General features: G+C 32.2%; 13 protein-coding genes. 7 read left to right on the forward strand and 6 right to left on the reverse strand.

Annotated elements, in window-relative coordinates; genetic code table 11:
- Positions 1-69: 69 nt before the first annotated feature.
- Complete coding sequence (htpG, locus tag GSY47_RS20505; RefSeq protein WP_179007868.1) at positions 70-1950, reverse strand: molecular chaperone HtpG; 1881 nt, start codon at positions 1948-1950, stop codon at positions 70-72.
- Positions 1951-2157: 207 nt separating this feature from the next.
- On the opposite strand from htpG, the gene GSY47_RS20510 reads away from it, so the two are divergent.
- Both GSY47_RS20510 and GSY47_RS20515 read left to right on the forward strand, forming a co-directional pair.
- The gene (locus tag GSY47_RS20510) at positions 2158-2655 is read left to right on the forward strand and encodes a lipocalin family protein (protein ID WP_091496443.1); all 498 of its coding nucleotides are present in this window, start codon (positions 2158-2160) and stop codon (positions 2653-2655) included.
- A 19-nt stretch (positions 2656-2674) separates the two neighbouring features.
- Positions 2675-3370 (forward strand): OmpA family protein, encoded by a 696-nt coding sequence (locus GSY47_RS20515; RefSeq protein WP_091496441.1) that lies wholly within the window; start codon positions 2675-2677, stop codon positions 3368-3370.
- 79 nt (positions 3371-3449) lie between these two features.
- On the opposite strand, the gene GSY47_RS20520 is transcribed toward GSY47_RS20515, so the two are convergent.
- Genes GSY47_RS20520 through GSY47_RS20530 form a run of 3 tightly spaced genes read right to left on the reverse strand, consistent with a single transcriptional unit; the run spans position 3450 to position 6620 of the window.
- The gene (locus tag GSY47_RS20520; RefSeq protein WP_179007870.1) at positions 3450-4301 is read right to left on the reverse strand and encodes a thioredoxin family protein; all 852 of its coding nucleotides are present in this window, start codon (positions 4299-4301) and stop codon (positions 3450-3452) included.
- A gap of 26 nt (positions 4302-4327) precedes the next feature.
- On the reverse strand, positions 4328-4801 hold the full coding sequence (locus tag GSY47_RS20525) for a hypothetical protein (protein WP_179007873.1): 474 nt from the start codon (positions 4799-4801) through the stop codon (positions 4328-4330).
- Positions 4782-6620: a hypothetical protein gene (locus tag GSY47_RS20530; RefSeq protein WP_179007875.1), complete on the reverse strand. Its 1839-nt coding sequence runs from the start codon at positions 6618-6620 to the stop codon at positions 4782-4784. The genes GSY47_RS20525 and GSY47_RS20530 overlap by 20 nt, the downstream gene beginning before the upstream one ends.
- A 140-nt stretch (positions 6621-6760) precedes the next feature.
- On the opposite strand from GSY47_RS20530, the gene GSY47_RS20535 reads away from it, so the two are divergent.
- Positions 6761-7711, forward strand: a complete 951-nt coding sequence (locus GSY47_RS20535) for an ABC transporter ATP-binding protein (RefSeq protein WP_179007877.1) — start codon at positions 6761-6763, stop codon at positions 7709-7711.
- Positions 7712-7772: 61 nt separating this feature from the next.
- On the opposite strand, the gene GSY47_RS20540 is transcribed toward GSY47_RS20535, so the two are convergent.
- Entirely contained in the window at positions 7773-10184 is a 2412-nt protein-coding gene (locus GSY47_RS20540; protein ID WP_179007879.1) for an alpha/beta hydrolase family protein, read from the reverse strand.
- A gap of 265 nt (positions 10185-10449) precedes the next feature.
- Here GSY47_RS20540 and GSY47_RS20545 point away from each other — a divergent pair, with 265 nt between their 5' ends.
- Together GSY47_RS20545 and GSY47_RS20550 are read left to right on the forward strand one after the other, a co-directional pair.
- The gene (locus tag GSY47_RS20545) at positions 10450-11457 is read left to right on the forward strand and encodes a 3-oxoacyl-ACP synthase III family protein (RefSeq protein ID WP_008464493.1); all 1008 of its coding nucleotides are present in this window, start codon (positions 10450-10452) and stop codon (positions 11455-11457) included.
- Positions 11458-11554: 97 nt separating this feature from the next.
- Complete coding sequence (locus tag GSY47_RS20550; RefSeq protein ID WP_179007882.1) at positions 11555-12226, forward strand: copper homeostasis protein CutC; 672 nt, start codon at positions 11555-11557, stop codon at positions 12224-12226.
- Positions 12227-12321: 95 nt separating this feature from the next.
- On the opposite strand, the gene GSY47_RS20555 is transcribed toward GSY47_RS20550, so the two are convergent.
- On the reverse strand, positions 12322-14739 hold the full coding sequence (locus GSY47_RS20555; RefSeq protein ID WP_219071520.1) for a TonB-dependent receptor domain-containing protein: 2418 nt from the start codon (positions 14737-14739) through the stop codon (positions 12322-12324).
- Positions 14740-15063: 324 nt separating this feature from the next.
- Here GSY47_RS20555 and argS point away from each other — a divergent pair, with 324 nt between their 5' ends.
- Together argS and GSY47_RS20565 are read left to right on the forward strand one after the other, a co-directional pair.
- Entirely contained in the window at positions 15064-16842 is a 1779-nt protein-coding gene (gene argS / locus GSY47_RS20560) for an arginine--tRNA ligase (RefSeq protein ID WP_179007886.1), read from the forward strand.
- A 655-nt stretch (positions 16843-17497) separates the two neighbouring features.
- The gene (locus GSY47_RS20565; RefSeq protein ID WP_179007888.1) at positions 17498-20722 is read left to right on the forward strand and encodes a SusC/RagA family TonB-linked outer membrane protein; all 3225 of its coding nucleotides are present in this window, start codon (positions 17498-17500) and stop codon (positions 20720-20722) included.
- The last annotated feature ends 9 nt before the right edge of the window (positions 20723-20731 follow it).

The following is a 20731-nucleotide window of genomic DNA, read 5'->3' on the forward strand; positions in this document are numbered from 1 at the left end:
GTTTTAAGAACAAAAAAAATCCTGCAAAACTGAATTTGCAGGATTTTGAAAAATATTCTTTTTGAATGATTATTTAATCATTTCAAAACTTCTTTTTACAAAAGCAGTTAAAGCTTCACCTTTTAATAAGTTTTGAGATAATTTAGCCAAGTCTAAAGCTTGTTTTACCAAATGCTCTTGATGTACTTTATCTTCAGTATTCAAGATGCTTGAAGCTAAATCAGAATTTGTGTTTACAACCAAATTGTACATTTCTGGCATATTGCCCATTCCGAACATGCCTCCACCTGTCTGGCTCATTTCTTTCATTCTACGCATAAATTCTGGTTGCGTGATTAAGAATGGAGCTGCTTGAGAATCCATTGCTTCTAGTTGTACGCTGTATGCTTTTGGAATATAAGCTTCTAATGAAGTTTTTAAAGTTGCTTTTTCATCTTCAGATAATTTTGATATCGTGTTTTCGTCTTTTTTGATCAAATTATCAATATGATCAGAGTCAACACGCACAAAAGTTACATCTTTATTATCGTTTTCAATTTTCTGAATTAAATGTGAGATAATTGGAGAATCTAAAAGCAATACTTCGTATCCTTTATCTTTTGCTGCTTCAATGTAAGAGTGCTGTGCATCTTTATTTCCAGCGTAAAGAACAACTAATTTGCCATCTTTATCTGTTTGATTTTCTTTTAGCTTTTCTTTTAATTCCTCTAAAGTGAAATAAGTATCGTCTACAGTTGGGTATAAAACAAATGCACCTGCTTTTTCGTAAAATTTATCTTCAGAAAGCATTCCGTACTCTAGAACGATTTTAATATCATTCCATTTTGCTTCAAAATCAGCACGGTTTTCGTTAAATAAAGCTTTCAATTTATCAGCTACTTTACGAGTAATATAGTTTGATATTTTCTTAACCGCTCCGTCTGCTTGTAAACCAGAACGAGAAACGTTTAATGGAATATCTGGAGAATCGATAACACCTTTTAGCATTGTCAAGAATTCAGGAACAATTCCTTCTACGTTATCAGTAACGTAAACTTGGTTTTGGTACAGCTGAATTTTGTCTTTCTGAATTTGCATATCAGATCCTAACTTAGGGAAATATAAAATTCCAGTTAAGTTAAACGGATAATCAACATTTAAGTGAATGTGGAATAACGGATCTTCAAATTGCATTGGATACAATTCTCTGTAGAAGTTTTTGTAATCTTCATCAGATAATTCAGAAGGTTGTTTTGTCCAAGCTGGATTTGGGTTGTTGATGATATTGTCAGTTTCAACAGTTTCATTAACATAATCTTCTGGAGCATCTTCTGGTTTTGGAAGTGTTTCTGTTCTTGTTCCGAATTTAATTGGAATAGGCATAAATTTATTATACTTATTCAATAATCCGCTGATTTTAGAATCTTCTAAAAATTCTAGAGAATCTTCTGCAATGTGAAGAATGATTTCTGTGCCACGTGAAGTTTTGTCAGCTGGCTCTAAAGTAAATTCAGGGCTTCCGTCGCAAGTCCAATGTGCAGCTGGCTCATCTTTGTATGATTTAGTGATAATTTCTACTTTTTCAGCCACCATAAAAGCAGAATAGAAACCAAGACCAAAGTGACCAATAATTCCAGAATCTTTTGCAGAATCTTTGTATTTGTCTAGGAATTCTTCAGCCCCAGAAAAAGCCACTTGGTTGATGTACTTTTCAACTTCATCAGCAGTCATCCCCAAACCTTGGTCGATAATGTGGATTTTTTTACCTTCTTTGTCAACTTTAACCTCAATAATTGGGTTTCCGTATTCAACTTTAGCTTCACCAATACTGATAAGGTGTTTTAATTTTAAAGTAGCATCAGTTCCATTTGAAATTAACTCTCTAAGAAAGATTTCGTGGTCACTGTATAAGAACTTTTTGATTAAGGGAAAGATGTTTTCTACCGAAACATTAATTTTACCTGTTGTCATATTTTTATTTATTTTTTGATTTAACTTGATGATTTTCATTTCTTCAAATAAAATACCAATTGTTTTTAGGGTGACAAAATGTCGGAAGTGTTAATTTTGAAAGAAAATAAATAGATTGTAGAATGAAAATTATCTCGACGAATCGTATATTTGTGGTACAATAATTGTTAAAAAGGCAAAATATTAATCTATAAAAAATTGTATAAAATGAAGAAGGGTATTTTTATATGCTTGATTGCCGTGATGTTTTTCGCGTGTAAGTCAGCTTCGTCAACGTCTTCAACAGACACAACACTTTCAAAAAAATTAGACAGACCTACTCAAGTAGCGTTAAAAGGAAATTGGGTGCTTACCAATGTGTCTTATCCAGGTTCAGACTACATCAAAGTAAATTCATTTGATCTTGCAGATTCAAAATGTTTTATCGGAAGTACTTGGAGTTTTATTTCAAACAACAATAAAGGAACAATGGCTTTAACATCGCCAAGTTGTACTGGGTTTTCTTCACCAATTGTATGGAGTATCAACAATCAAGGGATGTTCATTCTGAAAATTCTTGATGCTGGTGAAAAAGCAAAGAAAGTAAGAGATGGCTATTTACTTAAAGTTGCTGGTGTAACTGAAAGTTCATTCCAATTAATTGATAATATCAATGTTGGTGGTCAGGTAAAAGATGTTGTTTACCAATTTCAAAGAGCTAATTAATATTTTAAAGAGATAAAAGATGAGAAAGATAACTGTTTTAGGTTTATGTAGTTTATTGGTATTAACTAGTTTTTTTACTAGTTGTGATTCAGTAAAGAATGCCAATAATACTCAAAAAGGTGCCGGAATTGGTGCTGTTGCTGGAGGTGTAATTGGTGCAGTTTTAGGAAATAATATTGGTCGTGGTGGAAACGCGGCTTTGGGTGCTGCAATTGGTGCCGCCGTTGGTGGTGGAACTGGAGCACTTATTGGAAACAAAATGGATAAGCAAGCTCGCGAAATCGATCAGGCTTTACCAGGTGCTTCTGTAGAAAGAGTTGGAGAAGGTATTCACTTGACTCTGAATGAAAATTCAGTTCGTTTTGATACTAATAAATCGACTTTGACTTCTACAGCAAAAGCGAATTTAGATAAATTGGTTCCAGTATTTAATGAATATGGAGATACTGATATTCAGATTTTTGGTTACACTGATAACACAGGAAAACCAGAATATAACTTAACACTTTCTGGACAAAGAGCAGCTTCAGTGCAAGCTTATTTGGTGGCAAAAGGATTAAAATCTAGCCGTTTCAAAACTTCAGGTTTAGGAATTGCAGATCCAATCGCAACAAATGATACTCCAGAAGGAAGAGCTCAAAACCGTCGTGTTGAATTCTCAATTACTGCAAACGACAAAATGGTAAATGACGCAAAAGCAGAAGCTGGAAAATAATTTAAGACCAAAATAAAATATAAAAAAAGCTGTTTCTTAAATGAAGCAGCTTTTTTTGTGCGAAAGAAAATCAAATGAATTATTGGTTTGCAGCTTTTTCATGAAAAGAATATAATTGGTTTCCCTTAGTAATGACCTCTTCTAAATCTTTTCCTAATAACATTTCTTCCGTTTCTTTAGTTTCTTTTCCAAGTCCTTTTTCTGCAATATAAACTAGAAACCAATACGGATATTCATTTGTGGTGTTTATTTGTTCTGATTTAATTTCAGAAAGCTTGTCTTTTAGTTTTTTAAAATCAAAACTGTAGGCAAGTGAATACAATTTATACAATTCTAGGCGCTGTTTGTCTCGTTCATAATTGAGATCTTTTTTATTGAGTAAGTTTTGCGCTTCTTCTAAATATTCAATGCTTGTTTTTAATATTTTACCTTTAATGTTTTTATCTACTAACAAGGAGTATTCATAATATTTTTGCGATACTTTAAGCGCGGGATAAAAATTCTTGTTTTTGTAAAAATTGATTAATTCTAAAGATAAAAATTCAGTTGATAACGCAAATCTGTCTAATTCATTTCTTAACGGTTTCGGATCAAGATACCCAGTAAAGCTGTGTACCACTTTTCCATTTCCATCCATTATAATCATATTTGGGATTCCTCTAATGCCATATTTATTCGCTAAATCTTTATTGGCATCAACATTTATTTTGACTTTTACAAAATCTTCTAATATCATTTCGACTTCTTCGTTATTCCAAGATCTCTTATCCATTTCCTTACATGGGCGACACCATGATGCCCAAAAATCGACAATCATCAATTTATTAGTTCCCAAAGCGATTTTTTGCGCTTCTTCAAAAGAGGTAAACCATGTTGACGCCGCGCCTATTTGAGTTATAAGTAAGAATGTTATGATTGTATGCTTTTTCATTTGATCTTTGGTTTGTAATAATATCCTTATTCTATAGATAATGTACGTTCTGTTATTTTTGCTTCGACCAATTTTATTTTTGATTTGCAAAAATTATCTCGATCTATAATATATATTTTTTTCTTCTGCAAAAGCAGTTTTTCACTTTTGTAATAGCCTAATTTTTTAAGTAATTCATAATCAACTATTATGTCTTTTTTCTCTTTTAAAAAGGATCTTTTTTCCCATTTTACCTCAGGAGTTATCAAATAATGGTTAAATAAGACATAATACTGCCTTACAGTAGTAGTTTCAATTGAAAAATAGAAATAGTAGTCATAATTATCTCTGTTGACAACATTATTTCTCGCTTTTATTTGATTGATATTGTCATTTTTGAAATAAATATATAAAGTATCTGTGCTTTGAATTTTTTCAAAACTTTGAGATCGACTTATGTTTATTGAAAAACAAAAAACAATTATAAATAAATAATATTTTTTAATTTTTGCTAAGACCATTTATACGGGTTTGGTATTGGTTGTAATAATTTAATTTAACTTGATCTTTTACATTTATAGATTTTATTTCACCTGTTTGTGAATCTTTAATCAATGTTGCTATTTCATTTTTAAAAAACGTACAATCTTGTAATCCACTTAAAGCTAAATTGTGATAAAAATCTGTCCATGTAAATTTCACATCCACACTTGGAGATTCAGGATGGAAAACAAGATCTTGCAAAAAGGTTGATTCGGCAGTAGATACCAATTTATCCTTTATTTCTGCAAGAACTTTTTCCATAGTTGGTAACATGTAATTGTAGATAAAGTTATGTTGAGCTTGATTGTTATTAAAGCCATCGTAACTTTGATTTACAATGTTATAGAAATCATTATTATTAATGTTAGGTATATTCCCTAATTCGCCATCACATAGTTTTACATTTAAAAAAGCATGTATACATTCATGAAGAATGGTTTTTGCCACAACTAATTTACTATTGTTTTTTATAAAATTAGCATCAATAATAATTTTATTATTTGTTGGATTTAGTAAGTCAGTTTTGGTATCTCCATTTGCGCCTCCACCAATATTTCCAATTTCAAACTTAACATTAAATCTTTCGTTATTATTGAATATTTTAATGAATAACTCTTTAAACTCTGGAGATTCTTTTAGAATGTCATAAATTGCATTAAATTTTTCTCCCTCAGGTGTAGCATTTGTAATAGCTGTTCGATCAATATTCATTGGAGATTTAAATGAAGCTGGAATGTCTAGATTTACTGCCTCATAGCCTAAACTGATGATATAATTTCCAAAATATATACTTTCAAAGGAGAAATCATTTTTCACTAAATTATCAAAAATTCCAGTATGAATTTCATAAGGCAGTTCAGAAAGATTAAAGACATTTAGTTTAGTCAAAGCCCCTCTAACTTTACTTTGAGATATTACATCAAAATTATGCAGGTTGAGATAATTAAAACTTAATTCATGCGCTTTTTCAGATAAATTAAAAAAATCACTTCTTAAGATTTTTGGATATATACTTTTTATAAATTTAGTTCCAGGTGTTACTACTGGTGTTGTATATATACCACTTCCAGATACTGGACTTTGATTACCGCTAAAAGTACCTGTTCCCCAGCCACTATTGCCTCCGTCAAGATCTGTACCTGTTTCTATTTCTGTGCTAGTTTGTGAGCATACTTTTGCAATAGATATGTAGCCCCCCGAATAGGGGTTTGATTGATAGAATCCTACATTTTCTCCCTGGTCAGGAGTAATATCTACCCATACTTCTATAGACCAGCATGTTGCAGTTGGTTTTCCAGTGAAATTAGGTTTGCTAGATGTTATAAGTGTATAGTTGGCCTTTTGTACAGCTATATCTTCTATTGTCATCGTTTTTAACTCTTCTTCTGTAAAATTGTATTGTACTCTATAGGCATCATACTCACCATTTTCTTTTTGAGTAAATAATAAATTTTCTACCTTAGAGTTATCATCATCAGTGATTATCTGAAATGTGTAAGACTTTTGTCCATTCTCAGCTACAATTTCTTTTCCTGAAGTGTCATCAAAGTAGAAATCATTTAACGGATCATATATTAGTTTACCGCTAAGATTTGACTTTTTAGGTTTTATTTTACCAGCTATGTTTAAAAGTTCTGTATCGTGTGATAAACTGCTTAATGAAACCTCACGTACAGTAAAATTGTATTTTGTTTTTGTTTTGGAAGAATCTTGCTCAGAATCTTTCTCACAGCTGCTGAAAGGAATAAATATAAATAATAATAAAAAGCTTAGAATTTTTTTAAATAATTGATTCATGGTTTTTAGGATAAAGACTGATTAATTTTTTGTTAAATATATAGAAATAATAGTACAAAAAACAAAACTATGTATTGGCGCAGCTTTTTTTTGACTTTAGAAATTAAACATTGTAAATTTGACCTCTCATATTACAACTCATGCTTGACATTCAAAATATATCTTTTACTTATACCGACAGCCCCGTTATAAAAAACATTTCTTTTTCTATTGAGAAAGGACAGAACATTGCTATTATTGGAGAAAGTGGCTGTGGAAAAAGTACATTGCTTAAACTTATATACGGTTTGTATGATTTAGATGAAGGGAGTATCTCTTACGAAGGCAAACCTATTTTTGGGCCAAAGTTTAATTTGATTCCCGGAATGCCGTATATGAAATATCTGGCGCAGGATTTTGATTTGTCTCCGTATGAAACTGTGGCAGAAAACGTAGGTAAGTTTCTTTCGAATGGTTTTGCCAATATGAAAAAACTTCGTGTTCAAGAATTACTCGAAATGGTCGAAATGGATCAATTCGCTAATGTAAAAACAAAGTTTTTAAGTGGTGGACAGCAACAGAGAGTGGCATTAGTTAGAGTTTTAGCCTTAGAGCCGGAAGTGATTTTATTAGATGAACCATTCAGCCAGATTGATGCTTTTAGAAAAAATGCACTTCGTCGTAATTTGTTCCGTTATTTAAAGCAAAAAGGAATTACATGCATCATTGCAACGCATGACAGTACAGATGCTTTGTCTTTTGCAGATCAAGCGATTGTAATGCGAAATGGAGAAGTGCTTGTAAAAGACAACCCTTCTAAGATTTACGAAGATCCAAAAATAAAATACGTAGCTTCGCTGTTTGGAGAGGTAAATGAAATTCCAACTCACTTATTATTATCATACGAAGATGAAAGTCATAAGACATTAGTTTATCCTCACCAGTTTAAAATGGTTTCAGAATCTAAATTAATGGTAAAAATTAGAAGAACGTATTTTAGAGGAAGTCATTATTTAATTGAAACCGTTTATAAAAGACAGTTAATCTTTTTTGAAAGCGAAATAGATTTACCAATTGAACAAGAAGTATTTTTAGCTTTAAACTATTTATAAAAAAATAACCCGACAGATTTCTAAAACTGTCGGGTTTGTTTTTTTTAGGATGTGATTGAAATTAGTTTTTCAAATATTTCTCCAAAAACTGATCTTGCTCCCAAAGTAGGTGTAAGATGTTTTCTTTTGCTACATAACCATGAGATTCTTTTGGTAAAATAACCATTCTTGCAGGCGCGCCTAAACCTTTTAAAGCTTGGAAGTAACGTTCTGTCTGCAGTGTAAAAGTTCCTGGATTATTATCGGCTTCTCCGTGAACCAATAAAATTGGGGTTTTCATTTTGTCAGCATTCATAAAAGGCGACATTGTATTGTAAACTTCAGGAACTTCCCAGTAATTTCTCTGCTCGGTTTGGAAACCAAATGGCGTTAGCGTTCTGTTATAAGCACCGCTTCGTGCAATTCCACAGGCAAAAAGATTAGAATGCGTTAACAAGTTTGCTGTCATAAAAGCACCATACGAATGTCCTCCCACAGCCACTTTTTTACGGTTAATATAGCCTAAAGCATCTACAGCATCAATTGCAGCTGCGGCATTGTCTACTAACTGAGAAATAAAATTATCATTTGGTTCTGTAGTTCCTTCTCCGATAATTGGAAAAGCCGCATCATCTAAAACCACATAACCTTTGGTGACCCAATAAACAAAAGATCCATAATATGGAAATGTAAATTCGTTTGAGTTTTGAGTAGACTGAGAAGCACTATTTCTGTCTTTATATTCCGCTGGATAAGCCCAGATTAAAAGCGGCAGTTTTTCTTTTTTCGTTTTATCATAACCAGCAGGAAGATATAATGTTCCGGAAAGTTCTAATCCGTCTTTACGTTTGTATTTGATAACTTCTTTGCTGACATTTTTAATGCTTTCAAATGGATTTTTAAATGTCGTAATTGGGGTTAAACTATTCTGCTTTTTAATGTTTCTAAAGTAGTAATTAGGATACTCCGTTTTGGACTGAATTAAAACCAAAACTTTACCAGTTTTAAAATCTTGGATTTCATAAATGTCTTCTTTTTTGTCTTTGTAAGGTGAAGTATAAATTCGTTTGGTTTGTAACGTTTTAAAGTTAAATTCATCTATAAAAGGAAATTGCCCTTCTTTTGTATATCCTTCTCCAATTCTGTAAAGATTATCTTTTTCGATAGCCAGAACTGGTTTGTTGTATTCATTTTTTTTGGTTTCAAAAAAACCTGGATCAGAATAAACATCCTGCGAGTTTCTATCCGTAATTAATTTTGGCTGCTGACTTGGATTCGATGGATTTATTAAATACGTTTTAGTATTTCTAGTGTCATACCATTCGTCGGAAAGAACAGCAAGATTATCATTCCCCCAAGTAATACCACTAAAACGCTGTGGTGTTTTTACTAATGAAGAAGCGTCTTTGTCGAAAGGAGCATCCCAAAGAAAAACCTCATCTCTAAAATCAACTTTATTGGCAGGATCACCTTCGTCTAATGCTACTACATAAGAAAGAGTTGCAGGTTTGTCATTTCTCCAAGCCATTTCTCTTTTTCCTTTTCGAACAGCCATAAAACCTTTAGGCATGATTTCGTTTAAAGGTACTTCATTAACTGTTTTAATTTCTTTTCCTCTAAGATCATAAACAACAGTTTTAGACGGAAAACGGTTTAAAGGAACGACATAAGAAAATGGTTTGTGAATTGTAGTCAGCATGATATAATTACCATCTGGCGAGATTCTTTCGCCGGCAAACATTGCAGCTTCTTTAAACAAAACAGCATCTCCGTTTAATTTAATTTTATACAATTCAGAAGTAATGCTGTTTTCAAAATTAACTTCATCATTTTTGTTTTTTAACATATCAGGATAGGTTCTGTTTTGAGATTTTTCTCCAGAAGTAGTGGATACAATTGGTCCTGTTGGTAAATCTTTTTTAGAATCCAAAAGAGCTGGTTTGTTTTTGGGAAGCATTTTTACCAAAATCGTTTCATTGTCTGAAAACCAGCTGAACGGATTTCCTAAATTAGCATTTACTTTTGCTTCAGTAAGTTTTGTAGCTTTTGCAGATTCAACATCTATAACCCAAAGTTCTACACCTGTAGCGGCAGTATTAGAAAAAAGAATTTTTTTATCGTTTGGAGACCAAAGGATATTGGCAATTTTTGGATTATTTGGTAAACCTGAAACCTGAATTTCTTCTTTTCCTGTTACTTTTCTAAGTTTAAGATTGTTGAAATAAGTTGCAGTACTTGAAATGTTGGTTACCGGATTAATTCTTAAACCAGCCAGACGAACTTCGTCCTGATTTAGATCGTCTAATGTTTTGTATGTGTTTCGGTACATTAAGAGCATATTCTCTTTTTTTGTATCCATAAATACACTTGGAGCTCTTTGATAATCGGCTAAATCCAGAATTGACTTTGAAGGTTTTTGATAGGTTAGATTTTCTTGAGCGAAAGAATAAGATCCAAAACTTAAAAGTAAGAATAAGGTAATCTTTAATTTCATAATTTGAGTTTTATGGGTTTGAAAAATTGGTATTCAAAAATGTTTGTCTAAAATACTTTTGTCTTGTTACATTTTAGGTCTTATTTTTAATTTTTTTCAGAGAATCACACAAAATGTTGCTTTATCAAAATATAAAACCAATCAAAGCAATGTATAATTAGATGATATTAAATTGCTAATTACGAAAAAAATAGTATTTTGTGTACGTATATTTTAAAGTATGCGTAAATTTGCAATCCAAATTTTTAATAAATAATAATAGAGTATGTATCATTCAAAAATAGCTGGTTTAGGATATTATGTTCCTTCTAATGTGGTGACTAACGATGATTTGTCTAAGATAATGGATACCAATGACGAATGGATTCAGGAAAGAACTGGAATTCAGGAGAGAAGGCACATTATTCGTGGAGAAGATACCACAACTTCAATGGGAGTGAAAGCAGCTAAAATTGCAATCGAGCGTTCTGGCGTTGCCAAAGAAGATATTGATTTTGTAGTTTTTGCTACATTGAGCCCAGATTACTATTTTCCAGGGCCAGGAGTTTTGGTGCAGAGAGATTTGGGGTTAAGAACTGTTGGTGCTTTAGATGTTAGAAACCAATGTTCTGGATTTGTTTATGCACTTTCAGTGGCAGATCAATATATTAAAACCGGAATGTATAAAAATATTTTGGTGATCGGTTCTGAAGTACATTCTACAGGATTAGACATGACCACTCGCGGACGCGGGGTTTCCGTAATTTTTGGAGATGGGGCAGGAGCGGCAGTTTTGAGCCGTGAAGAAGATTTGACTAAAGGAATTCTTTCTACTCATTTACATTCTGAAGGAGAACATGCGGAAGAATTGGCTTTGCAGGCACCAGGAATGGGAGCACGCTGGGTAACCGATATTATTGCAGACAACGATCCAAACGATGAAAGTTATTATCCGTATATGAATGGTCAATTTGTGTTTAAAAATGCTGTAGTTCGTTTTGCAGAAGTAATCAACGAAGGATTAGAAGCAAATGGTTTGCAGGTTTCAGATATTGATATGCTGATTCCGCATCAAGCCAACTTGAGGATTTCGCAGTTTATTCAAAACAAATTCAAATTGACAGATGATCAAGTTCATAACAATATTCAGAAATACGGAAATACAACGGCTGCCTCTATTCCGATTGCTTTGACAGAAGCTTGGGAACAAGGAAAAATCAAATCCGGAGATACAGTAGTTTTAGCTGCTTTTGGTAGCGGATTTACTTGGGCAAGCGCTATTATCAAATGGTAAAATAATCATCTTACATTATATTTTTTAAACCTGTTCAGTTTTTGCTGAGCAGGTTTTTTTATACATTCGTGTTTTGAAATATTTTGAATTTATCACAATGAAAAAAAATCAACTAGAAATAGCTTGTTTTAATTACGAATCGGCAATAATTGCACAGGAAAATGGAGCGGACAGAATCGAACTTTGCGAAAACATGAAGCTTGGCGGTACAACGCCAAATTCGATTTTAGTGGTAAAAGTCCGTGAAGATTTAAAGATTAAAATGCACGTAATTATAAGGCCTAGAGGTGGTGATTTTGTTTATTCGGATGAAGAATTGACAGAAATGAAACAAGATATCAAGCAGTTTAAAAAACTGGGTGTAGACGGTTTTGTTTTCGGAATTTTGAAAGATAACGGAAAAGTAAATAAGAAACAGAATAAGGAACTGGTGCATTTGGCTCACCCGCTTTCTTGCACTTTTCACCGCGCTTTTGATGTGGTTAAAGATGTCGAAAAATCATTAGAAGATGTTATAGACTGCGGTTTCAAAACAATTCTTACTTCGGGTCAAGCTGTAAATGTAGAAGAAGGAATTTTGGCTTTGCAGCGAATTCAGGAATTGGCTGGAGATAGAATTGAGATTATGCCTGGAGGAGGTCTGCGATCTTCAAATATAAAATTACTGCAAGATAAATTAAATTTGACTTTTTATCATTCATCTGCCGTTACAAATAATTCTGAAACTGCAAATCCAGAAGAAATAAAAGAACTTAAAAACTTTCTATAGTTCCAAAAATAGAAAAGCCTGGAGTTGGCATACTCCAGGCTTTTTTCTACAAGAACTTATTTAAAATATTAAAATAGATCTAATAAAAGCGGTGATTAGAACATACCGCCTCCGCCTTTATTAGTATTATCGTCTCTTTGTTTACGTTGTAAATTTTTGATTTTCCCGCCTCCAAAGTTGTAAGTTAAACCTAAATAAACCGTTTGGCTCTCCCATGTAAACTGACCTGCTTGAGGATAAGGATAATTAGTATCAAACGCATATTTCATAGTATTGAAAACGTCATTAAAACGTACACTGATGTTCATTTTGTTGTCTAGCAAAGTATAGCGTGAACCAATATCCATTTTATACATTTCGTGACTATTGTTCTGAACGCCGTCAACTGCACCTCTGTAGAAACCAAAAAGTAAGAAACTTAAACGTTTGTTTGCTTTAAAGTTAGAGTTCATACGTCCGTTGAAAGCGGCAACAGTAACGGTTCTGTTTTCTGAAATAAATTGATTTCTATCCTCATGATATTTAGACACAACTCCTTCTTGGTTGATACTTGAAAAATCAATAGATGGCTGGATATCCCACCATTTTGTAATTTTATAGTTCAATGAAACTTCAAATCCATAAGCTGTATTATGATCAAAGTTCGTGAAAGACATAATTTGTTTATTTCCGCTTGGATCTGTGTCGTCTGGGTATAAAATTCTACTGATTTGATCATTAATACTTCTCACAAAAACACCAGCAGTAAAACTTCCTTTTTCAAGAGTTTTAGTATAATTTACTTCTACTGAATTGGTAAACTGAGGTCTTAAATCTGGATTTCCATAAGAAGTTACCAGTGGAGTAGAAAACTCACGGATTGGTTTTGTCTGTTCTAAACTAGGACGATCTACACGACGGCTGTAGCTAAATTGTAAAGTATTTTTATCATTTAAGTTATAGGTTAAATAAGCTGACGGATATAAAGTAAGATAATCATCATCATACTTCACTTCACCATGATTTAAGTCTGCCTGCATTTTATAACTTTCAAAACGAGCACCCACTTGGTAACTGATTTTTTTGAATTTCTGCCCAAAAGTCACATAAGCAGAATAAATATCAGTATCATAGGTATAATTAGAAACTAGATTTTGTGTAGGATCTTGATCGTTTACTCTATTGTAATCGTTATCTGTTCTTGTTAATCGAGCTTCAGCCCCAGCTTCAAGAGTCGTTTTTTCGTTTAAGGGATTAACATAATCGACATTCAAAGTACTTAGCTTTCGGTCATATCTCAAGAAATCATTATAAATTTCTGAACTTACAGCATTGTTCGTCATTGTAATTGTATTGTCAAAATTGGCATTTTGACTTTCTTTTGTATCGCTGTAGTTTCCTTCAAAATCTAAAGTATGTCCCTCTTTTTTAAAGATATGTTTGTATGCTAAATTGTAAGTGCCAGTCGTATTTGGTCCCTGGTATCTTGATTTTTGATACATATTAGCGATATTTTCTGGAGAATTGATATAATCAATATCAGTATTCACCAAACCAACACCAGTCGATTTATTCTGGTTAGTATAGATAGACAAGGTATTATGGTCGTCTATTAAATAATCCATTCCAATTTTGTACAAATAGGATTCATCGTCATTGACAATGTCTAATCTTTGAGTAAGGCTTTGGTCCAATTTTTTGATAAAACCATCATTAAAATATTTTCCAGAGTTATTACCTGCGTTTCCAAAAAAGTTCACTTTTCCGGTTTTGTAATTTAAATCTAGAGATTGGTTAAATTTAGCCGTTTCTCCAAAAGTGATACCGCCGCTGTATGTTCCATTAAAACCAGTATTAGCATTTTTATGCAAAATAATATTAATGATTCCAGACATTCCTTCCGGATTGTATTTGGCACTTGGATTGGTAATCAGCTCAATTTTTTTGATTGAGGTTGACGGAATTTGTTTCAATAATTGAGCAGGATCAATATTAGATGGACGTCCGTCAATTAATACACGAACATTGTCGTTGCCGCGAAGCGAAAGTTTTCCGTCCTGATCCACATTTACAGAAGGAATATTGTTCATAATATCGGATGCAGAAGCGCCAGCGGTGGTTAAATCTTTACCAACGGTTACTACTTTTCTATCGATTTTTTGTTCGATTGTAGAACGTTCTGCCACAATATTCACGCCTTTAAGCTGTGTTGCTTCTTCTTCAAGAGCAATATTTAAGGTTGCATTTTTTTTGTTTTCGCTTAAAAGAACAGAACCAATATATTTTCTAAATCCAATATATTGAATTTCTATGGTATAACTTTTTAAAGCAATATTTTTAAATGAAAAATCTCCATTATCGTCTGTATTTACTCCAGAAACGACTTTTCCATTTTCTTTAAGAGAAACAGTAGCATAAGAAATCGGCATGCTGTTTGACTTTTCTGTAATTTTTCCAGAAACGGTTCCCGTATTCTGAGCTTGTGCTGTCGCGATTACCCCCAATAACGCGAACAGAAAGAATTTTAATTTCATGATTTTCTTATTGATTGTTTTGATTTGATTGATGATGATTGTGTTAGTTACTTTTTATTTTTTTTTCTTGCTTCAATAAAAAATTGATGTCTCTATTAAGACTCTCATGTGTTTGTTATGTTACAATAAAATGTAAAAAAAAATATAAAAACTTTCTCTCTGCTTGTTTTATAAGAGATTAGGCTTTTTGTTTTTTGATAATTTTAACAATTAAAAATTCCACTTTTTTGCCAAATTCAGATTGTTTTCTTGAATTTAATATGTTTTTGATTTTCTCTAATTGATGAATAAGCAGTATCTTTGCTCACTTTAAAATAAGTTTACATGTCATTAGCACAAATTCTAACACCTTCTATACAACAAGCAATACAGGCATTATTTGATGTTACTGTTGAAAAAATCGAGTTTCAGACTACCAGAAAAGAGTTTGAAGGCGATATTACAATGGTAATTTTTCCATTGTTAAAAGTGATAAAAAGCAATCCAGCAGAATTAGGAAACAAAATAGGAAACTATTTAGTAGAGAATGTTTCGGAGGTAGCACGCTTTAATGTAGTATCTGGTTTCTTGAATATTGTAATTTCGGATAGTTATTATGTCAATTTCTTTAACGAAATAAGAGACGGTAAACAATTTGGCTTTGTTCAGCCAAATCCTGCTGAAAAAGCAGTAATGGTAGAATATTCTTCTCCAAACACCAATAAACCTTTGCATTTAGGACACGTTCGTAATAATTTATTAGGATATTCTGTAGCAGAGATTTTAAAAGCTTCAGGTAAAAAAGTGTATAAGACACAAATCATAAACGATAGAGGAATTCATATCTGTAAATCAATGCTGGCTTGGGAGAAATTCGGAGACGGAGAAACTCCTGAAACTTCTGGTTTAAAAGGAGATAAATTGGTTGGTAAATACTATGTAGAGTTTGATAAAGCTTACAAAAACGAAATTAACGGTTTAATTGAAACTGGTAAAACAGAAGAAGAAGCTAAAAAACAAGCGCCGATTATTATAGAAGCGCAGGATATGCTGAAAAAATGGGAAGCCGGAGACGAAAAAGTAATTGCACTTTGGAAAAAAATGAACCAATGGGTTTATGATGGTTTTGCTACAACATACACCAATCTTGGAGTTGATTTTGACAGATATTATTACGAAAGCAATACGTACCTATTAGGAAAAGATGTTGTTCAGGTAGGTTTAGATAGAGGGGTTTTCGAAAAAGATCCTGACGGTTCTGTTTGGATTGATTTAACTGATGAAGGTCTTGATCGTAAAATCGTTTTACGTTCTGATGGAACTGCGGTTTACATGACACAAGATATTGGAACTGCAATTCAACGTGTAAAAGATATGCCGGATGTTGGAGGTATGGTTTACACCGTTGGAAATGAACAGGATTATCACTTTAAAGTGTTGTTCTTAATTCTTAAAAAATTAGGTTTTGACTGGGCTTCAAGTTTATATCATTTGTCATACGGAATGGTAGATTTGCCTTCTGGAAAAATGAAAAGCCGTGAAGGAACTGTTGTAGACGCAGATGATTTAATGCAGGATATGACAGACACTGCGAAACAAATCTCTGAAGATTTAGGAAAACTAGACAGCTATTCTGACGACGAAAAAGCAAAATTATATAAGACGATTGGTTTAGGAGCTTTAAAATATTACATTTTAAAAGTAGATCCTAAAAAGCGTATCTTATTTAATCCAGAAGAATCTGTTGATTTTGCTGGAAATACAGGTCCATTTATTCAATATACGTATGCCAGAATTCAGTCAATAATTCGTAAAGCCGATTTTGATTTTTCTGCTAAAATTGAAATTGAAGAACTTCACGAAAAAGAAAAAGAATTGGTAAAACAAATCGAGCTTTTCCCAGAAGTAATTCAGAATGCGGCACAAAATCACAGCCCAGCTTTGATTGCTAATTATACGTACGATTTGGTAAAAGAGTATAACTCATTTTATCAATCGGTACATATTTTAGGTGAAGTTGATTTGACTAAAAAAATATTCAGAGTACAGCTTTCTCAAAAAGTAGCCGAAGTTATAAAATCTGCATTCCAGTTATTAGGAATTGCAGTTCCCGAGAGAATGTAATCTCATTAAAACCAATATATAAGAGCCTGACAGTTTTGAAATTGTCAGGCTTTTTTGTTTTTAGAAATTACCTCTAAAAGATTGAGAAGTATCAATATAAGACATATTTTAGTTCTAAGACTTTTTTTTGTAGGAAACTACATTTGTTTTGTTTAGGTTTGTCTAAGAATTCTGAAAACAATATACCACTCCTAAAAAATATTGTAAAGTATATTTCTTCCAATTTTGATGTTTTAGTCATTCATTCTCGAAACTATTTCAAAATTGATAATAGCTATCTTCTTTAAGTAATACTATCAGCTGAAAATATCTTCCTTATATTCATTTTTAACTATTTTGAATTAGTACCCTGTTTAGTCTAAAATGGTAAGGGATTAAGAAGCCGTCTAAAATTTATTTAGACGGTTTTTTTTCATCTTTTAAGTTGCAGGAAATTGACTCGTGAAAAATTATGGGAATGTTAAACGATTTTTCGTTTTTGTTACTTTTTCTTCTCATTTTAACTTATTTGTAAGTTATTTATTTCTTTTTTATAATTTATCTTTAATTTTTGTAGTATAAATATTTCAAATAATAATGTTAAAGTATATAAAAATCTTGTTAAAATTATTTTAAATTTTTAAGTTCGCCCTTAATAACTCAAAACAAAAAAATAATGAAACAAAACTTAAAAAGATTGATTGTACTTTTTTTTGTACTTGGAATGCAATTGTCATTTGCACAAGTGAAAAAAATAGTAGGTACGGTTTCTGGTACGACAGGACCTATTCCAGGCGTGAATGTGATTGTTAAAGGAACGGCTAATGGCGTTCAAACTGATTTTGATGGAAAATATTCTATTAATGCAAAAGAAGGAGATGTATTAGTTTTTTCTTTTGTTGGAATGGAAAATTCTGTTGTTAAAATTGGAAATTCAAATACAATAAATGTATCAATGCAAGACGGCGTTAATTTAAATGAAGTTGTTGTGGTTGGTTATGGTACTACAACAAATAAATCATTTACAGGAACATTTAAGCAGATCAAAGCTGATGTTTTAGAACGTAAAAATGTAACAAATGTATCTCAGGCTCTAGCAGGAGAAATTGCAGGAGTTCGAGTAATTAATACTTCTGGACAGCCGGGAAAAGATGCAACTATTCGTATACGTGGAATAGGAACAGTAAACGCTAGTGCTGATCCTCTATATGTTGTCGATGGAGTTCCGTTTAGTGGTAATATTAGCTCGATTAATTTTTCTGATATTGAATCTACAACCGTTTTAAAAGATGCTTCAGCTACAGCTATTTATGGTTCCAGAGGTGCTAATGGAGTTATTATTATTAATACTAAGTCTGGTAAGTCTAGCAAATCTTACATTCAGGTGGAAACAAAAATTGGTAATAATATTTCATTAATTCCAAGATATAGTGTTATTAAATCTGCAGATGAGTATATAGCATTAGGTTGGGAAGGTTTATATAATCAAGGAGTTATAACAAAGAAAGCTGATCCTGTTGCTTATGCAAATCAAAATTTGTTTAATGCGACTGTTGGTGTAAATCCTGCTTATAATTCTTGGAATGTTGCTAATGGCGGCGAGTTGATTGATCCTGTTACCAGAACAGTTAGATCAGGTGTAACAAAAAAATACACTCCAGAAAATTGGGAAGATTATGCTTTCCAAGCTTCTCTAAGATCAGAAACTAACTTAACTATGGGTGGAGGAGAAGGAAAAACAAATTATTATTCATCTTTCGGCTATCTTGAAGATAAAGGATATTCAATAAATTCTGATTTTAAGCGTTTGTCAACTCGTTTAAATGTTAATCATCAAATCAGGACTTGGTTAAAAGGGTCTGTGAATATGGGATACACTTATTCTAAATCTAATAATAACGGACAAACATCTGACTCCAATAGTGTATTTTGGTTTGTTGACAATATGGCGCCAATTTATCCACTTTTCCAAAGAGATTCAAAAGGTAATATTTTACAGGATCCAATCTATGGAGGAGGGTTATATGATTATGGACAAAACAGAAGATTTGGCTCTTTGACTAATGCTATTTCTGATGCATACAAGACAGTTGATAGGACAGGTCGTCATGAACTTAATCTTAATGTTTCTTTTGATTTACAATTTACAAAGGGATTAAACTTAGAAACTAGAGTAGGGTCTCAGTATTTTAATTCATCTCGTGATTTAAAAGGTGACTCATTTTATGGCTCTTCAGCACAACAAAATGGAAGTCTTGATAAAACTAAAAACGAAAGATTGTCCTATAATATTTTAAATCTATTACGTTTTAAAAAAGATATTGGATCTCATTCAATTGAAGCTTTAGTGGCTCATGAAAGTAATAAATTTAGTCAAGCATATATGTATGCATCTGGACATAATTTGTTTGATCCTAATGGTTTAGAATTAAATAATGCTGTAGTGTCTTCTCCATCATCTTCATATACATATGGGTTCTCTTTAGAAAGTTATTTCAGTCAATTAAATTACAATTATAAAGATACCTATTTTCTATCAGGTACAGTGAGACGAGATGGTAGCTCTAAATTTATAAATAATAAATGGGGAACATTTGGTTCTGTTGGAGCTTCATGGGTAATTTCGAATGAATCATTTATGCAAAATCAAAAGATATTTAGTTCATTGAAATTAAAAACAAGTTATGGTGTCACAGGAGAACAAGGTGTGACTGACTCGAATGGAAATTTAGATTATTATCCTGGGGTTGATAAATATTCTATTAATAATTTAAATGATGATGTTTCGCTAGCATTTTTAACAAAAGGAAATCCAGATTTAACTTGGGAAAAATCAAAACAATTTCAGGTGGGTGTTGAATTTAGTTTAGGAAGTTATATAGATGCTACAATAGATTATTATTCGAAGAACACTTCTAATTTACTTTTTGACCGAAGAGTAGGACCATCTTTAGGGTATGCAATTATGAAGGTTAATGATGGACAATTGTTAAATAGTGGTTTGGAGTTTGATGTTACTGCTCATTTATTAAAAGGGAAAAATTATTTTGTTGATTTTAATGTCAATGGAGAGTTGCCGAAAAATGAAATGTTAAAAATGCCAATTGATCCTGCCACAGGACAAGAAAAGATTATTGATATAGCAACTATATATGGAAGAGCTGATGGGCATTCTCTTTATGATTTCTATGTTCCAGAATATGTAGGTGTAGATTCTCAAACAGGGGTTGCTCAATGGAAAGCATATTATTATGATGCAAATGGTAATGGACAATTAGATGGTACAGAAACTTACATTAAATCCTTGTATGAGTGGCAAAAACAAAATCCTGATAAAGTAGGAAATGTTGTGGAAACTATAACGACTACTTATGCTAACGCAGCTAATAAATTTATTGGTAAATCTTCTATTCCTAAAGTAAGAGGGGCATTTACCTTGAGTACAAAATATAAAGCTTTTAGCTTGAGTACACAGTTTTTGTATAGCTTAGGGGGGTACGCTTATGATTCCGCTTATCAATCTCTAATGCACAATGGCTACATTGGTTCTAACAACTGGAGTACAGATATTAAAAATAGATGGCAGAATCCTGGAGATATTACCGATGTACCTCGCTTGTCTAATACTTCTGATATTAGCGCTAATGGAACATCTTCACGTTTTGTTACTAAGGCAAATTACTTGTCGCTAAATAATATTAGACTTGGATATTCTTTACCAAAGGAGTTTCTTCATACTATTAGTATGAACTCATTAGATATTTATGCTTCTGGTGATAATTTAATGTTATTTTCTGCTAGAAAAGGATTTAATCCTGCAGGTGCTCTTTCTGGACAATCAAGTACTTACACATATGCCCCAATGTCAACTATTTCATTAGGAGTTAAAGCTAATTTTTAATTATAAAAT

Origin of the sequence: Flavobacterium quisquiliarum (assembly GCF_019308285.1) — a bacterium.
Lineage (GTDB): Bacteria > Bacteroidota > Bacteroidia > Flavobacteriales > Flavobacteriaceae > Flavobacterium > Flavobacterium quisquiliarum.

Bases quoted from the DNA above. Each gene is read 5' to 3' on its own strand.
- GSY47_RS20565 (WP_179007888.1), top strand. From the start codon at position 17,498: ATGAAACAAAACTTAAAAAGATTGATTGTACTTTTTTTTGTACTTGGA.
- GSY47_RS20515 (WP_091496441.1), top strand. From the start codon at position 2,675: ATGAGAAAGATAACTGTTTTAGGTTTATGTAGTTTATTGGTATTAACT.
- GSY47_RS20510 (WP_091496443.1), top strand. From the start codon at position 2,158: ATGAAGAAGGGTATTTTTATATGCTTGATTGCCGTGATGTTTTTCGCG.
- GSY47_RS20545 (WP_008464493.1), top strand. From the start codon at position 10,450: ATGTATCATTCAAAAATAGCTGGTTTAGGATATTATGTTCCTTCTAAT.
- GSY47_RS20540 (WP_179007879.1), bottom strand. From the start codon at position 10,184: ATGAAATTAAAGATTACCTTATTCTTACTTTTAAGTTTTGGATCTTAT.
- GSY47_RS20530 (WP_179007875.1), bottom strand. From the start codon at position 6,620: ATGAATCAATTATTTAAAAAAATTCTAAGCTTTTTATTATTATTTATA.
- GSY47_RS20555 (WP_219071520.1), bottom strand. From the start codon at position 14,739: ATGAAATTAAAATTCTTTCTGTTCGCGTTATTGGGGGTAATCGCGACA.
- GSY47_RS20525 (WP_179007873.1), bottom strand. From the start codon at position 4,801: ATGGTCTTAGCAAAAATTAAAAAATATTATTTATTTATAATTGTTTTT.
- GSY47_RS20520 (WP_179007870.1), bottom strand. From the start codon at position 4,301: ATGAAAAAGCATACAATCATAACATTCTTACTTATAACTCAAATAGGC.
- argS (WP_179007886.1), top strand. From the start codon at position 15,064: ATGTCATTAGCACAAATTCTAACACCTTCTATACAACAAGCAATACAG.
- GSY47_RS20550 (WP_179007882.1), top strand. From the start codon at position 11,555: ATGAAAAAAAATCAACTAGAAATAGCTTGTTTTAATTACGAATCGGCA.
- htpG (WP_179007868.1), bottom strand. From the start codon at position 1,950: ATGACAACAGGTAAAATTAATGTTTCGGTAGAAAACATCTTTCCCTTA.
- GSY47_RS20535 (WP_179007877.1), top strand. From the start codon at position 6,761: ATGCTTGACATTCAAAATATATCTTTTACTTATACCGACAGCCCCGTT.